This window comes from Bacillus manliponensis (genome assembly GCF_000712595.1).
GTDB lineage: Bacteria > Bacillota > Bacilli > Bacillales > Bacillaceae_G > Bacillus_A > Bacillus_A manliponensis.
This window is the reverse complement of record NZ_JOTN01000017.1, coordinates 42,945-58,683: the sequence shown is the minus strand read 5'-3', so window position 1 is coordinate 58,683 and position 15,739 is coordinate 42,945. Positions and strand designations below refer to the sequence as shown.

General features: G+C 35.9%; 13 protein-coding genes. 5 read left to right on the top strand and 8 right to left on the bottom strand.

Features of this window, described 5'->3' with window-relative positions; all coding sequences use genetic code 11:
* Nucleotides 1-22: 22 nt before the first annotated feature.
* Nucleotides 23-439, bottom strand: a complete 417-nt coding sequence (locus BAMA_RS24135) for a hypothetical protein (RefSeq protein ID WP_235184474.1) — start codon at nt 437-439, stop codon at nt 23-25.
* Between the two features lie 168 nt (nt 440-607).
* Between BAMA_RS24135 and BAMA_RS17500 the strand changes: the two genes are divergently transcribed.
* The 3 genes from BAMA_RS17500 (at nt 608) to BAMA_RS17490 (ending at nt 5,095) form a co-directional block, all read left to right on the top strand.
* The gene (locus tag BAMA_RS17500) at nt 608-2,137 is read left to right on the top strand and encodes a cardiolipin synthase (RefSeq protein WP_034641761.1); all 1,530 of its coding nucleotides are present in this window, start codon (nt 608-610) and stop codon (nt 2,135-2,137) included.
* Between the two features lie 177 nt (nt 2,138-2,314).
* Nucleotides 2,315-3,208, top strand: a complete 894-nt coding sequence (locus tag BAMA_RS17495; protein ID WP_034641851.1) for an ATP-binding protein — start codon at nt 2,315-2,317, stop codon at nt 3,206-3,208.
* Between the two features lie 3 nt (nt 3,209-3,211).
* Nucleotides 3,212-5,095, top strand: coding sequence for a vWA domain-containing protein (locus BAMA_RS17490; RefSeq protein WP_034641760.1), 1,884 nt, complete (start codon nt 3,212-3,214; stop codon nt 5,093-5,095).
* Nucleotides 5,096-5,238: 143 nt separating this feature from the next.
* Here BAMA_RS17490 and BAMA_RS17485 read toward each other — a convergent pair whose 3' ends face one another.
* From BAMA_RS17485 to BAMA_RS17470, 4 genes are all read right to left on the bottom strand, one after another.
* Entirely contained in the window at nt 5,239-5,988 is a 750-nt protein-coding gene (locus tag BAMA_RS17485; protein ID WP_034641759.1) for a hypothetical protein, read from the bottom strand.
* 84 nt (nt 5,989-6,072) lie between these two features.
* Nucleotides 6,073-6,492, bottom strand: coding sequence for an NUDIX hydrolase (locus BAMA_RS17480; protein ID WP_034641758.1), 420 nt, complete (start codon nt 6,490-6,492; stop codon nt 6,073-6,075).
* A 210-nt stretch (nt 6,493-6,702) separates the two neighbouring features.
* Nucleotides 6,703-7,668: an L-threonine 3-dehydrogenase gene (locus BAMA_RS17475; RefSeq protein ID WP_034641757.1), complete on the bottom strand. Its 966-nt coding sequence runs from the start codon at nt 7,666-7,668 to the stop codon at nt 6,703-6,705.
* Nucleotides 7,669-8,095: 427 nt separating this feature from the next.
* The gene (locus tag BAMA_RS17470) at nt 8,096-9,286 is read right to left on the bottom strand and encodes a glycine C-acetyltransferase (RefSeq protein ID WP_034641756.1); all 1,191 of its coding nucleotides are present in this window, start codon (nt 9,284-9,286) and stop codon (nt 8,096-8,098) included.
* Between the two features lie 752 nt (nt 9,287-10,038).
* Between BAMA_RS17470 and BAMA_RS17465 the strand changes: the two genes are divergently transcribed.
* On the top strand, nt 10,039-11,430 hold the full coding sequence (locus BAMA_RS17465) for a peptide MFS transporter (protein WP_034641755.1): 1,392 nt from the start codon (nt 10,039-10,041) through the stop codon (nt 11,428-11,430).
* A gap of 29 nt (nt 11,431-11,459) precedes the next feature.
* On the opposite strand, the gene BAMA_RS17460 is transcribed toward BAMA_RS17465, so the two are convergent.
* Both BAMA_RS17460 and BAMA_RS17455 read right to left on the bottom strand, forming a co-directional pair.
* Nucleotides 11,460-11,639 (bottom strand): acid-soluble spore protein H, encoded by a 180-nt coding sequence (locus tag BAMA_RS17460; protein ID WP_034641754.1) that lies wholly within the window; start codon nt 11,637-11,639, stop codon nt 11,460-11,462.
* A gap of 108 nt (nt 11,640-11,747) precedes the next feature.
* Nucleotides 11,748-12,035 carry an ArsR/SmtB family transcription factor gene (locus BAMA_RS17455; RefSeq protein ID WP_034641753.1) on the bottom strand — a complete coding sequence of 96 codons (288 nt, stop codon included), beginning with the start codon at nt 12,033-12,035 and terminating at the stop codon, nt 11,748-11,750.
* Between the two features lie 547 nt (nt 12,036-12,582).
* Here BAMA_RS17455 and BAMA_RS17450 point away from each other — a divergent pair.
* The gene (locus BAMA_RS17450; RefSeq protein WP_034641751.1) at nt 12,583-14,205 is read left to right on the top strand and encodes a lactate permease LctP family transporter; all 1,623 of its coding nucleotides are present in this window, start codon (nt 12,583-12,585) and stop codon (nt 14,203-14,205) included.
* A 43-nt stretch (nt 14,206-14,248) separates the two neighbouring features.
* Here BAMA_RS17450 and aspA read toward each other — a convergent pair whose 3' ends face one another.
* Complete coding sequence (aspA, locus tag BAMA_RS17445) at nt 14,249-15,676, bottom strand: aspartate ammonia-lyase (RefSeq protein WP_034641749.1); 1,428 nt, start codon at nt 15,674-15,676, stop codon at nt 14,249-14,251.
* Between the last annotated feature and the right edge of the window lie 63 nt (nt 15,677-15,739).

The following is a 15,739-nucleotide window of genomic DNA, read 5'->3' as shown; positions in this document are numbered from 1 at the left end:
ACAATAAGATGGGAGATTCACTTCATTGGTATGTTCCATCTGAATATGGATAGTATGGATATTGAGTTGGGTACTGAGTTGGATATTGAGCCGGATAATACACTGGATATGGAGTAGGATAGTATCCCCCACCACTCGTTAATGCTCCCGCAGTCAATCCGCCAAGTAATCCTCCTGCAAAACTTCCAACTGGATAGTAACCGCCGCCATGATGGTGATCATGACCATGGTGATGTCCGTGGCCGTGATGATGTCCATGACCATGTTGATGTCCGTGGCCGTGGTGATGTCCGTGACCATGGTGATGTCCGTGACCATGGTGATGTCCGTGGCCATGGTGATGTCCGTGGCCGTGGTGTTGCTCATGACTGTTGTGGTGTCCGTGGCCATTGTGGTGTCCATGGCCATTGTGGTGGTGATGATTTCTTATACCGTACATGAAAAGTTCATCCCTTCTTTATATGCCTTTATCATTCTTTATCACCATATGCAGGATAAATGCGGAGAGCGTGGGCATTTTACCTAGATTTGTGTAGATAACATAAAACGTTTTATAATACAAAAGAAATTGTATTTTATATAGAAAGAATAGGTGGAGTTTTTACATATGAAAAATCGTGTTGTTCAGCTATTGCTAGTTGGTGCACTTGTAGCCGTTGTACTTATGATTTTAAATCGTTCAGCAGTTCCTTTTTACACATTTTTAGGCATAGTATGGTCCATTAGCATTTTAGGGATTTCTTTTATTATTTTTATTGAAAATCGTTCACCACAAAGTACATTAGCATGGCTTTTAATATTAGCTCTCTTTCCTGTTATTGGGGTCTTTTTATATGCGCTTTTTGGAAGAAGCCGCTGGAGAAGAAAAAAGCATTTACACCGCGCTGAAGAACAAAGAAGGTTATTCCGTGAGATTTTAGCAAATAACAGTATAAATCCGGAGCTTCCTACCTCATTTCAAACACGTTCGCTTGATCTTACGCAAGCTGTCCAAAAATTTGGTGGTGGCCCTGTCGCAAACGAAACGAAGGCAACATTATTAACAAACGGAGATCAAACATTTTCAGAAATATTAAAAGCAATCGAACAAGCAAAACATCATATTCATATTCAATATTACATTTATCGCTCAGATGAAGTTGGCACACAAATTCGAGACGCTCTTATCAAAAAAGCAAAAGAAGGTGTTATCGTAAGATTTTTATATGACGATCTCGGAAGCTATACGCTAAAGTCTCCCTTTCTAAAACCAATGAAAGATGTGGGGATTGAAATTATAGAATTCGATTCTATTCTTTCTCCTTGGCTACTTGAAACTGTTAATTATAGGAACCATCGTAAAATCATCATTGTTGATGGAGTAATTGGCTTTACAGGTGGACTGAATGTTGGCGATGAATATCTCGGCCGTTCGAAAGAATTTCCAATTTGGCGCGATAGCCATTTGAAAATAGAAGGAAAAGCGTTATATAAGCTACAAGCTGTTTTTCTAGAGGATTGGCTCTATGCTACTAGTGGATTAGATCGTTACTCTTGGAAACCATTTATTAACAAAGAATATTTCCCTAGTCAAGGACTTCAAAATGCAGAAGGCGCTGTCCAAATTGTTGCAAGCGGTCCTAGTTCAGATGACACAAGTATTCGAAACACTTTATTAGCTGCCATGGGATCCGCAAAAAAATCGATTTGGATTGCAACGCCCTATTTCATCCCAGACCAAGAAACGTTAACGCTTCTTCGTTTAAGTGCGATTGCTGGCATTGATGTTCGTATTTTATATCCAGGTAAAAGCGATAGTATCATTAGTGATCAAGCATCTCAGTCTTATTTCACTCCACTATTAAAAGCCGGAGCTTCTATTTATCGCTATAAGGACGGTTTTATGCATGCAAAGATTGTTCTCATTGATGATGAGATCGCTTCAATCGGAACTGCAAATATGGATATTCGTAGCTTTGAACTAAATTATGAAATTACTGCGATGCTATACGAGTCAAGTACTGTACTTGATATAAAACGTGATTTTGAAAAGGACTTTATACACTCTAAAGAAATTAAATGGGAGATATTCCAGAAACGACCTATTCGAAAACGAATGGTTGAATCTCTTATGCGGCTAATCTCACCATTATTATAATAATGAAGAAAAAGTAATCAACGACAAAGTTGATTACTTTTTTATATATTTTAGTGGCACATATAACTTCTCCAAGCCTAAAAGGCATTTAAATGCTTTCCTTTGCATCGCCTCTAAAAACAAGTTATCATAAGGAGGATTGTTTACTTTATGAAAATAATGTTAGGTGGGACATACATGTTAGATCAATTTCATATACATGCTGATTTACAGCAACAGCTTCAAGCAATTCATGCAAAAAATAAAGAAACAGCTGGTGACGATGCACATTTAATCGGTACAAAAATGTACAAAGCATCTGATAATAGTATCATTGAAGATGCAATTACAGCGCTATTACTTGGTAAAAACGTTCTATTAAAAGGGCCAACTGGAAGCGGGAAAACAGTACTCGCGGAAACACTATCTTCTTTATTCCAAAAACCGATGCATAGCATTAACTGCTCTGTTGATTTGGATGTAGAAGGTATCTTAGGCTACAATACACTAAAAACAACTGACGGTGCATCTGAAGTTACATTTGTTGACGGTCCACTAATGAAAGCGATGAAGAATGGTCATTTCTTATATATTGATGAAATTAACATGGCAAAGCCAGAAACATTACCTCTTCTGCACGGTGCATTAGATTATCGTAAAATGGTAACGAATCCATTTACACAGCAAGTTGTGTACGGTGATGAAGAGTACCGTGTAATCGCGGCTATTAATGAAGGATATGTTGGAACAAGCGAATTAAACGAAGCATTAAAGAACCGTTTTGTTATTATTGAAGTTCCTTACATTCAAGGTGACACACTTCAAAAGTTATTACTATCTGAATCCAAACTGCAAGACGTTGTAACAATTGAGAAATTCGTTGCTTTTGCAAGCGATCTTATGCCACTTGCCCAAGACGGTCGCATTAGTGAAGAAGCAGCAAGTATTCGTGGCATTATCGATGCTTGTGATTTAAGTGTATACATTCCTGTTATGCGCGCAATCGAACGAAGCATTATTGCAAAACTTGGTGATGAAACAGAACAAATGACAGTCCGTGAATTAGCAGAAAGCTACTTTCTTGAGGGATAATCGATGAGACAAATTTTTAGTGACAAAAAAATCGATGCATCGCTGTTTCTACAAATGGAGAACTTAATGTATGCCCTTCTAAAAGAAGAAAATGCCTATTTAGAATACGGATATAAAGCATACTACGATGAGGTCGAACAAAAAGTTGTCATTAGTCACTTTTGGGATGACCGAAAAGAAGAAGACAAAGTAATTGGCTTAAAGAGTGAGGTGTTTTTAAAAGCGCTCGGAAATAAGCATTACTCGGATATGCGCTTAATTCGCTCCTATGCCACCGAACTACAAGAATCACCTTTAAAAATGTTTTTAACGCAACTATTTGTTCTGTTAGAAGATTTACGTGTCGAAGAAATTGTGAAAAAGCTTCGTCCAGGTACAAAACAAATTTTCACGAGACGTAAAGAAATGTACCGTAGTTATTTCAGTTCCCAAAATGAAATTAACCGTGTACGTAACTATCATGCCGACGGACTCTTTTGTCTTTGCTATCTTGCTTTAACGAGTGATAAATATGAAATGTTTCATAATGAACATTTTGAACAAATCGAGTCCATTTTACATGAAGCATTCCAAGCACAAAATACAGAGGATACGATGTATGTTGTTGAAAAAATTCGTTATCGTCTAGAAGAAACAATCTCTCACGATATGATTAACACTTATTTCGGACATGCACCACTTTACTTATCCGTTACAAGTGATGACAAAAACTGTCGTGCTGAAAAACTAGCAAACGATGATACGCAAATATTAGACGATGATGATGATAAAAATGTGATGGAACAAAGACTATCGACATGGCATCGTGAAAATAAAAATAATGACAACGAAAACTTTTTACGTTTCGAATTAGAGAGCGGTACAAAAACGAACTTAATGGGTAATGCTGCTCGTGAATCCGAAAGCGGTGACCAAGCACTGTCTTCCGTGCAAGGTACATCGCAAAAGAGTACACAATCTAACTTTGATGGTGCTGATGCAGAGGATGCAAGAGCTTCTCATGCTTCTAGTCAAAATGAAGGAGCATACGGAAAATATAACGTAGGCGCTTCTCATACATTTAAAGAAGCAAAGAAGCCATCTTCTGATGAAAAGAAAGACTATCAAGCAATTAAGTCCATCATTAATAAAGATGTAAAAGAATTAAAGAAAACGATTGAAAAAACGATTGAAAATAAAACAAATGCTAACAGTGACAAATATTACGGCAGACTTCGTAAAAAGTTTCTTCGCATTTATACAGAAAAACAGCCGCGTATGTTTTATAAAAAAGGGCAAGAATCACAAGAACTTGACGTTGCATTTCAGCTTTTAGTGGATTGCTCTGGCTCAATGTATAACAAGATGGAAGAAACGAAAAAGAGCGTCGCTTTATTCCACGAAGCATTAAAATCATTAAAGATTCCGCACGCGATTAGCGGATTTTGGGAAGATGCTTCAAGCGCAAAACCAGAAGATAAACCAAACGTTATTCATGAAGTCGTAACATATAAAAACTCAGTAATGCCAAACGTTGGTCCAGAAATTATGCAGCTTCGTGAAGAAGAAGATAACCGTGACGGTTACATTATTCGCATCGTTTCAGAAAAGCTAGCAAAACGACAAGAAAAGCATAAATTTTTATTAGTGTTTACAGACGGTGAGCCATCTGCTTTAGATTATCAACAAGATGGAATTTTAGATACACATGAAGCCGTCAAACTTGCTCGTAAAAAAGGCATGGAAGTAATCGGGATTTTCATTGAAGAAGGTGAAGCAAAAGAAGCAACGTACCAATTAATGAAAAACATTTACAATCATCACTTCTTAGTTGCCAACGACGCTGAAGACTTACGCTTAAAAATTAAGCCCCTTCTGAAGAAGTTATTACTGAAGACAATTGAATAAAGTGAAACTTCAATCAGTGGGGGTTTTCTCCATCCCCCACTGATTGTTAGTTGAACCAATCGGGCTTTTACTGGCTGTTAATGCGGGATAGAAAAGTTCATTTATACAAAAGAGCTTCGGTTAAATCCCGAAGCTCTTTTAGATTATTTTAAGACTGGATTCAACCCAAAATACTCGGTTAGAGTAACTTTTCTTCCTTCTTGATCCCAGTTATGATATTCCTTAAAAACTTGTTTTATATCATTATTCGCACGAACTTCAACTAAATACTTAACCGTAAGATAACTACGCCAATAATTAAACATAATGCTTGTTAAATTTCCTTTATAAGACTCCACTCCAAATTCATCTAGTGAATGTTCCTTATAATCTTCTTTAAACATTTCTACTAATTCTGACTCTACTTCTGTTATTTCCTGAAACTCTGTTTCCGTTAACGTCATCTTTTTAGATAAATATTCGCACATTCCTTCTTCAAACCACATGTCACCTTCTCTATCATCATCAAACTCAGCTAAAAACAAATCTGAGTGATGCGTTAATTCATGAGCTAATATAGTAAACAATTGATTTTCAGACATATTTTTATAAAACTGTTCTACTTTATCATTTTTACGTCCATCTAATTGTCTTAAAAAGAACTTTCGCCAACTTGGTAAATCAGGAGCCATATAAATCATATTTTTGTTCGTATAAGCTGGAATAGATACATTTGAAAAAACTGTCGTCGCAAACTCTTCTGTTGTCCATACAATTCCTTTTGGTGGATCAATGAGCGCAAACTCTACTTCCATAAACTTTTTATATGCTTCTAATTTTTCATTAAACCTGCTAATAATCCCCTCATATTTCATATAATCTTCTTTACTCTCAAATGCGTAAATGTTTCTCATATCTTTTCCCCTTTTCAATCAGCATCTTAATACTAATTATTGAAAAAGTTGAAAATCCCTCTTTGTTTTACGCAATCAAAAAACTTACATTGTTCCTTGGAATTTATAAGGAGCAGCTGATTGTAGTAAGCGCTCAATCCCGCCATCGTAAAATGGAAAACGTTCATTTGCTGTTTGTAAATCCACCCACTCAATCGCTGTAATTTCTTCTTCGTCTTGTACACCTACTTGACCCTCTATTACAGTTGCTATAAATGTAAACATAACAGCGTGATGGCCTTTTTGTAGGAAGAACTTTTCATTTACAGCAACAACATTCCCAGCTCTAACAGTCAATCCAGTCTCTTCTTTTGTTTCTCTTACAAGTGCATCAACCAATATTTCTTCCTTCTCCACTGCACCACCTGGTAATGACCATGTATTACGTCCCGCATTCTGCACCATCAATATTTTCTTTTCTGCTTCATCATAAATTAAAGCGTAAACGACATCGACTCTTTTCATATATAATCAACCTTCCTATTTCGCACTTTCTAATAATTCATCCATCGTAAATAACGCAGTTAATTGCAAGCCATCATTTCGTAAATTTTCTCTTCCTTTTTGTTCATTTTCAATCTCCCCCTTTGTACAAACGTATCTAGTATATAATTTTCTGATTTTTTTAACATTTACAAATAAAAAAGAGCCGATGCTCTCAATCGGCTCTTACTTTTAGCTCATAACTAATTCAGCTGTTACCTTTTTTTTTAACTTTAACAACATATCAGCTGTCATTTTATCTAAATCATACTCTGCTTTAAAGCCCCACTCTTCTTTTGCCGCTGTAGCATCAATTGAATTTGGCCAGCTATCTGCAATCGTTTGACGAGCTGGATCTACTGCATAATCCATCGTAAATGTTGGGATATGTTTGCGAATAGATGCTGCAATTTCTTCTGGTTCAAAGCTCATTGCTGTAATATTAAAGGCATTGCGGTGCTTTAATTTATTTGCATCTGCTTCCATTAATGAAATGATTGCGTTCAGCGCATCCGGCATATACATCATATCCATGTACGTTCCCTCTGCAATGTAAGACGTATACGTACCTTTTTTAATTGCTTCATAATAAATTTCTACCGCATAATCCGTCGTTCCACCACCTGGAGGAGCAACATATGAAATTAATCCCGGGAAGCGTACACCGCGTGTATCTACACCAAATTTTTGATAGTAATAATCACATAATAATTCGCCCGCTACTTTGTTTACCCCATACATCGTAGTAGGACGCTGAATGGTGTCTTGTGGTGTATTGTCTTTTGGTGTTGATGGACCAAATGCTCCGATAGAACTTGGCGTGAAAAATTGACAATCTAATTCTCGCGCTGCTTCTAATGCATTTACAAGACCACCCATATTTAAGTTCCATGCAAACAATGGATTTTTTTCTGCTGTAGCTGAAAGTAATGCCGCTAAATGAATAATCGTGTCCACTTCATGACGTTTTGCGATATCATGTAGTCTTTGCCCATCTGTTACATCTAATAGCTCAAACGGTCCCCCCGTTACAACCTCACTATCTGTTTCACGAATATCTGTCGCAATAACATTTGAGGTACCGTACACATCACGAAGTTTTAATACAAGCTCAGAACCAATTTGTCCTAAAGAACCAGTTACTAAAATTTTCTCCATTTCTCCCACTCTCCATTTGTCAGCTTTCAAAAGATGTCTTTGCCTTTATAAAGTGAAACTTCACTCAGTGGGGGATCTTCCCCCTCCACTGAGTGTTAGTTGAACCAATCGGGCTTTTACGGGCTGTTAATCTCCTCCACCTAAACTTCTTCGCTTTTTCTCAAGTTTTAAGATGGGAGTCTTACAGCCCGTTAATGCGGGATAAACAACTAAACCAAGCTCTTCATTATAAGGAAAAATTCACTTTTTCAATCATCCATCTACATACAAACATCGATTTCTTCACAGCTATACTACGGTTACGTAAACACAAGATCTCTTGCACACACTTTCGCCCTTTGTTTTAAAACTTCGCACGAGACGAAAAAAGGTACTGACCGCTACTACACACGGCCGGGTCCTCTCTTCTATCGAAAAAAGAAAGGTTTTAAATTATCCCCATCTCTTTCCCTACTTTTTCGTACGTACGAATTGCTTCATCTAACATTTCTTTCGTATGGGCAGCTGTTGGCATATTACGAACACGACCAGTTCCCTTTTGTACAGTTGGGAACACAATTGATTTTGCATATACGCCTTCTTCATTCAAACGCTTACTAAATTGTTGCGTCAATACTTCATCACCGATAATACATGGTGTAATTGGTGTCTCACTTTCTCCGATGTTAAAGCCAAGTTCTTTTAAGCCTTGCTTTAAGTAGCGACCATTTTCCCATAAGCGGTCATGCAGTTCTGTGCTTTCCATTAAGATTTGAATAGACCTCATACAAGCTGCTGCATCTGCTGGTGTAATTGCCGTTGAGAATAAAAATGGTCGTGAACGAACTTTTAACCAATCAATTAAGTTTTGCTTACCAGCAACGTATCCTCCAACTACTCCAATCGCCTTTGATAATGTTCCAATTTGGAAATCAACTTTATCAGAAAGTCCGAAATGTTTGACTGTACCAGCACCGTTTCCAAGCACACCAGATCCATGCGCATCATCAACATACGTCATTAAATCTAGCTCTTCTGCGATTTCCACAATCTCTGGTAATTTCGCCACGTCACCATCCATAGAGAAAACACCATCTGTAATAACCATGAATTTGTTATAGAGACCAGACTCTTTCGCCTCAATTGCTTTTTTTCGTAAATCTTCCATATCAGAGTGTTTATACACGATAATTTTCGCTCGTGATAAACGACAACCATCAATAATTGATGCGTGATTTAATTCATCAGACAAGATCGCATCATTTTTATCCATTACAGCAGAAATAGCTGCCATATTACAATTAAATCCAGATTGATATGCAATCGCTGCTTCTGTATGCTTAAACTTGGCAATTGTTTCTTCTAATTTCACATGTAAATCAAGTGTTCCATTAATTGTACGAACTGCTCCTGCTCCAACCCCATACTTATCAATTGCTGTGACAGCCGCTTCTTTTAAACGCTCATCAGTTGCTAAACCAAGATAGTTATTTGAAGATAAATTAATATATTCTTTTCCACTAATTGTAATGATTGGTCCATTTGGACTTTCAAGCGGATCAATCACATTATAAAGACCCTTTGCTTTTAAATCCGCTAAATTTTCTTCTAAAAAGTTTGCTAATGTTTTACTAGACATTGTGAAACCTCCCATCATGTAATTAAAAGTTATCTTAACAATCACAATAATCCCTCTATTAGCTTATCACGTTTCTGAAAATTGTTATAGAAAAAAACACTCTAAGAAAACGCTTTCATTAAGTGATTATATATGATATAAAACAATAAATCTATTATTAGTAGAAAAGTAATAACCTATATACCAAAATTCTTTCCAAAAAAAGATTAACAAAATTTTTTAGTCTAAAATATTATTTACAAATAAAGTGAAACTTCAATCAGTGGGTTTTCTCCATTCCCACTGATTGTTAGTTGAACCAATCGGGCTGCTAATCTCCCACCTAAACTTCTCTGAATCCTCTAAATTGTGAGGTGAGAGTCTTACAGCCAGTTAATGCGGGATAAACAAAACCTAGTGAATCTAGTAAAAGCAATTCTCTCCCCCCTTGATATTCATCATAATTTCAGAATTCTTTTTGTATTTTTATTCCGATTGTGTTATATTAGAAAAGTAATCATTTTACAAAATATTTATATCAGAAAAATTATTTTGTTTTATTTTTTCAGATTAATCACTTTTTGGTTTTTTTAATCTATGTTTTTCCACTTAAAAAACGCTTATTTTTAAGCTTGGTCGGAAAAAATAAAACAAATGGAGTAGTCCTATTAGAATTAACTGTAAATTCTAATATAATTCTATTAACTCCTAAATATTTTGCGAATTATGTGATTACATAATTATTCACCAAGATTGTATAAGGAGGAATCATCATGGATGCAGCTTTAAAATTAGATAACGCCAATGAGCAACACCCACCAAAAAAACATCCTCCAGGATTATATCTGTTGTTCTTTACAGAAATGTGGGAAAGATTTAGCTACTATGGAATGCGTGGACTTTTAGTTCTTTATTTAACGACAAGTCTTGTAAGTGGTGGCCTTGGATTTGATAAAGCAGTAGCAGTACAAATTTATGGTATCTTTACAATGTTCGTATACTTCACGCCAATTATCGGTGGTTGGTTAACGGATCACTTCATGACAAAACGCCATGCGATTACCGTTGGTGGTATTATAATGGCACTTGGTAACTTTGTTCTATTTGCAATGAACTCAAAAACTGGTCTTTTCTTAGGATTAGGACTATTAATTATCGGTAATGGATTTTTCAAACCAAACATTTCGACTTTATTAGGTGAATTGTACGGAGAGAATGACTCTCGTCGTGACCGTGCTTTCACAATTTTCTATATGGGTATTAACGTTGGAGCACTTATTGCACCACTTGTTTGTGGATATTTAGCTGCAGACTACTTTAAAACAACTGTTGATGGCGTTATGGTTATGGGTTACAAGTATGGCTTCTTAGCAGCTTGTATCGGTATGATCATCGGCCAAATTGCTTTCAACTTATTAGCAAATCGCTACCTTGGAAAAGCAGGAACAATTGTTGTTGGTAAAAAGTCAAAAGATAAAGATGCAGCAGTTATTGAAAAGAAACCTTTAACAGCACAAGAGAAAAAGCGTACAGTAGCAATTTTAATTTTAACTTGTTTCGTTGTTTTCTTCTGGGCAGGATTCGAACAAGCTGGTAGTTCTTTAACTCTTTACACAGATAAGTTTGTTGATCGTACTATTTTCGGTTGGGAGATTCCAACACCTTGGTTCCAATCTGTAAACCCACTGTTTATCGTATTATTAGCACCATTTGTATCTATGTTATGGGTAAAATTATCTAAGTCTTCACGTGGTGATTTAAAAGTTCCTACAAAAATGGCACTTGGTATGATTTTACTTGGAATTGGTTACTTAGTATTAACAATGGCAGTTTTAAAAACAGGTAGTGATGAAGGTGATATCGTTTTAAAAGCAAACTTAATGTTTATTGTTGTCACATACCTATTCCATACAATCGGTGAGTTGTTCTTATCTCCAATCGGTTTATCAATGGTAAGTGCCATTGCACCAGTAAAGTTAGCTTCCTTATTAATGGGCGTATGGTTAGCTGGTACTGGATGTGCTAACTTATTAGCTGGTTATTTAGCAGCTTTCACACAGTCTTTAGGATATTTAGAAGTATTTGCAAGTATTGGTATTATCGTTATCATACTAGGGTTAATCCTTCTTATGTTCTCTAAGAAAATTGCACGTATGATGGAATAAGAAAAAGCGGAGAAAACTCTCCGCTTTTTTTATTTCTCTTCTAATGCTGTAATGTTCACTTGTATTGTCTCATTTGGAGAATGTAAATCATGAACATTTGCAGTTCCCTCTACCTCATTACAGCTTTCAATCCAAACCGGTACATCAAAATAGGTAACATCAATTTTACTAGATGATGATAAGATCTGTTTCACTCGTTTCACGTCCATTTTATTCTCTCCTTAATATTCAACTCTTCTTATCTATTCCATGCTTCTTTCGATTTTATTCTATAAAAAAAGCGTGCTTTCACACGCGTTATTTTGAATATTCATATTTTATGAAAATAAAGTCTTTATTACTTCACTTACTTTCTCGTTATGAACTTGATAGTACACTTCTAACCCACGTCTATCAAAGCGTACCACTTTGCTTTGTTTTAGTTTCGTTAAATGTTGTGATACTGTAGATTGCGGGATTTCTAATACCTCTTGTAATTGTGTTACATTGCAAGTTCCACGTTGCATCAGTTCCATTACTAAACGGAGACGTAACGGATGGGCTAATGCTCTTAACATTTGTACATCTTCTTCTGAAATACGACAATCAAATTGATTTTGCGACATAATTTCCCCTCATTTTTCATTTATTTTTTCTTTCTGTATAGTTGTGTATACAATACACGCTGTCATAAGTAACAAAACTCATAAAGGAAAATAATTCCTCTTATTTTTTTATATCTTATAAAAAAATTTTTCTCTTTTGTTTTGAATATTATACTACATAATTAAAAGAAAAAGCAAAGTGTCAAAGTGTTTACTTGAACTGAAAGAAAAGAACTTTCTCAACATATTCACTATATTTTTCATCTCTTACAAATTATTTACACATTAAGCATTTGAATAACAAATTATGTATATAAATTCATATTTCTTACAAAAGAAACGCTTAATTATTTTATATACTATAATAAGGGCCACATAGCTTTAATTTCCATTTCCTCCCTATAATGTAGCGGTTTTTTTACAGTTATTATTTTACTGGAATAACTACTCTTCCTTACGTTGACAATAGTACAAGAGAGGAATATACTAGCAGTGTAAGTTGATTGTGAAAAGTTTCACAAATTAATGTGAAATCCTTCACAAATTATATATAGGAGTTGTCGCATACATGAATACATGGACACACATTTATGATCCACTAAACAACATTTGGCTATCCGCCCTTGTTGCCGCTCTTCCCATTTTATTTTTTGTACTATGCTTAACAGTATTTAAAATGAAAAGTTACTTATCTGGTCTTTACAGCGTAATTTTAGCACTCATATTAGCAATATTTGTTTATAAAATGCCAGCAACAATGGCTGTATCCTCCGCTGCTTTTGGTGTAGCTGCTGGATTCTATCCGATTTGTACAATCGTCATTGCTGCCATTTTTCTTTATAAACTAACTGTAAAAACAGAGCAATTTAATGTCATTCGCGATAGTATTTCAAGCATTACTTCCGACCCTCGTCTTCAAGTATTATTAATTGCTTATTCTTTCGGCGCTTTTCTAGAAGGTGCAGCTGGCTTTGGAGTTCCTGTTGCCATTACAGCCGCTTTACTTGTTGGTATGGGATTTGATCCATTAAAAGCGGCTGGAATTTGCTTAGTTGCCAATATCGCAGGTGGCGCAATGGGCGCAATGGGTATTCCGGTTACTGTACCAGCCCAGCTTACGGAACTAGATGCCTTAACTGTCGGTCGTCAAACTGTTACATTACTACCATTCATTAGCTTTGTTTTACCTTTCATTCTTGTTTCCATGGTAGATGGTATAAAAGGGATTAAAGAAACTTGGCAAGGTATCCTTGTAAGTGGTGGTTCTTTCGCCCTTACTCAATTCACTATCACATATTTCCTTGGTGCAGAACTTACTGATATTTTCGCAGCTGTTGTAAGTATGGTTGCACTCGCATTATTCCTAAAAGTATGGCAACCAAAATCTTCAGCTTCTAAAGAAACAAAACAAGCAAAGCAAACTTCTTATACATTTAAACAAATTTTATATGCATGGTCTCCATTTGTATTCTTAACTGCCTTTGTTACAATCTTTAACTTACAAGCAGTGAAAAATTTATTTGCTCCAGATGGTATGTTAGGTAAACTTGTATGGAACATAGAAGTACCTGGTCTTCATAATCAAGTGATAAAAACAACACCAATTGTAAGTGCAGATACACCATTTGCAGCCATTTTTAAATTAGATGTTTTCTCATCTACAACAACAGCAATTGTATTAGCAATTATCGTATCTTTACTTCTCTTCCGTGCAAACGGCAAGTTAATAAAAGAGCTCACAATTGAAACATTAAAAGAATTAAAGACACCCATCTATACAATTTGTAGCGTAATTGCATTAGCATATGTAACAAACTATTCTGGTATGTCTTCTACATTAGGACTAGCTTTATCATCTACTGGTGACGTGTTCCCAGTACTATCACCAATCTTAGGTTGGATTGGCGTGTTCTTAACTGGTTCTGTCGTATCAAGTGGTTCTTTATTCGCACCACTTCAAGCAGTAACAGCAGCACAGTTAGATATCGTACCATCTACTCTTGTTGCTTTAAACGTTGTGGGCGGTACAATGGCAAAAATGGTATCACCACAATCGATAGCTGTAGCATGCGCAGCAGTTGGACTCGTTGGAAAAGAATCAAGCTTATTTAAAATCACAATGAAATATAGTTTAATCTTCTTAGCCATCATTAGCTTGCTACAGCTTAACACGATATTCAATATATTCTAAAACAAGAAAGAGAGGTGCACGCACCTCTCTTTCTATTGTATAATTATTTATTTTTTAAAAGTGAAGCACCAGCAATTTCTGGATGTGTCATTTCATGTGGATCTAAAATAATATCCAGCTCTTCTGCCGTTAATACCCCATGCTCTAAGCAAAGTTCTCTCACAGACTTTCCTGTTTCAATTGCTTCGCGAGCAATGCGAGATGCTTTTTCATAACCGATATGAGGATTAACTGCTGTAATTACTCCAACACTTTTCTCAACATATTGCTTCAATAATTCTTCATTAGCCGTAATACCTTCAATGCAGTATTCACGGAATACACGGAATGCATTATCCATAATGCTAATCGACTGGATTAAGTTAAATACTAACACAGGCTCCATAACATTTAATTCAAGTTGTCCTGCTTCTGATGCTAAACAAATTGTATGGTCATTTCCGATCACTTGGAACGCAACTTGGTTAATCACTTCTGCCATTACTGGATTTACTTTTCCTGGCATAATTGATGAGCCTGGTTGACGTGCTGGCAGTTGAATCTCTGCTAGTCCAACACGTGGACCAGATGCCATAATTCGTAAGTCATTCGCAATTTTAGACATATTCATCATGCATACTTTTAATGCAGCAGATACTTCTGTATAAGCATCTGTATTTTGCGTTGCATCTACTAAATGCTCTGCTCCAACAAGTGGGAATCCACTAATATCAGCTAAATGTTCCACAACAAGCTCAATATACTTTGGATTTGCATTTAAGCCTGTTCCAACTGCAGTTGCTCCCATGTTTACTTCATATAAATGCTGACGTGATTGTTTAATACGCTTAATATCACGTGCTAATACACGGCTATATGCTTCAAATTCTTGTCCTAAACGAATCGGTACCGCATCTTGTAAGTGCGTACGTCCCATCTTAATAACATGATCAAATTGCAGAGCTTTCTCTTGAAAAGCACCATGAAGTTCTTCCATCGTAACAAGAAGCTTCTCTAACATCATTAATGTTGCAATATGAATTCCTGTTGGAAATGCATCATTTGTTGATTGTGCCATATTTACATGGGTATTTGGACTAATTGTTGCGTAATCACCTTTTTCATAGCCCATGCGCTCTAACGCTCGGTTTGCAATTACTTCATTTGCATTCATGTTAATTGAAGTTCCTGCACCACCTTGGATTGGATCCACAATAAATTGATCATGAAGGTGTCCATCAATAATTTCTTGAGCAGCCTTTACAATTTCTTCACCAATCTCTGCTTGTAAATAACCTGTTTCCATATTTGCTAATGCCGCGGCTTTTTTTACAATTGCCATTGCAGTAATTAATGACGTATGCAAACGATATCCTGTAATTGGGAAATTCTCTACAGCTCTCATCGTTTGTACACCGTAATATGCTTCATACGGTACTTCTTTTTCCCCTAAAAAATCTTTTTCAATACGAACATCTTTTATTGCTATCATATTCCATCACCTATGCTTTTCTATTCTGGTTGATGACCTCAAAAATAATATTTTCTACTAAAA

Bases quoted from the DNA above. Each gene is read 5' to 3' on its own strand.
- BAMA_RS24135 (WP_235184474.1), bottom strand. From the start codon at position 439: ATGTACGGTATAAGAAATCATCACCACCACAATGGCCATGGACACCAC.
- BAMA_RS17500 (WP_034641761.1), top strand. From the start codon at position 608: ATGAAAAATCGTGTTGTTCAGCTATTGCTAGTTGGTGCACTTGTAGCC.
- BAMA_RS17495 (WP_034641851.1), top strand. From the start codon at position 2,315: ATGTTAGATCAATTTCATATACATGCTGATTTACAGCAACAGCTTCAA.
- BAMA_RS17490 (WP_034641760.1), top strand. From the start codon at position 3,212: ATGAGACAAATTTTTAGTGACAAAAAAATCGATGCATCGCTGTTTCTA.
- BAMA_RS17485 (WP_034641759.1), bottom strand. From the start codon at position 5,988: ATGAGAAACATTTACGCATTTGAGAGTAAAGAAGATTATATGAAATAT.
- BAMA_RS17480 (WP_034641758.1), bottom strand. From the start codon at position 6,492: ATGAAAAGAGTCGATGTCGTTTACGCTTTAATTTATGATGAAGCAGAA.
- BAMA_RS17475 (WP_034641757.1), bottom strand. From the start codon at position 7,668: ATGGAGAAAATTTTAGTAACTGGTTCTTTAGGACAAATTGGTTCTGAG.
- BAMA_RS17470 (WP_034641756.1), bottom strand. From the start codon at position 9,286: ATGTCTAGTAAAACATTAGCAAACTTTTTAGAAGAAAATTTAGCGGAT.
- BAMA_RS17465 (WP_034641755.1), top strand. From the start codon at position 10,039: ATGGATGCAGCTTTAAAATTAGATAACGCCAATGAGCAACACCCACCA.
- BAMA_RS17460 (WP_034641754.1), bottom strand. From the start codon at position 11,639: ATGGACGTGAAACGAGTGAAACAGATCTTATCATCATCTAGTAAAATT.
- BAMA_RS17455 (WP_034641753.1), bottom strand. From the start codon at position 12,035: ATGTCGCAAAATCAATTTGATTGTCGTATTTCAGAAGAAGATGTACAA.
- BAMA_RS17450 (WP_034641751.1), top strand. From the start codon at position 12,583: ATGAATACATGGACACACATTTATGATCCACTAAACAACATTTGGCTA.
- aspA (WP_034641749.1), bottom strand. From the start codon at position 15,676: ATGATAGCAATAAAAGATGTTCGTATTGAAAAAGATTTTTTAGGGGAA.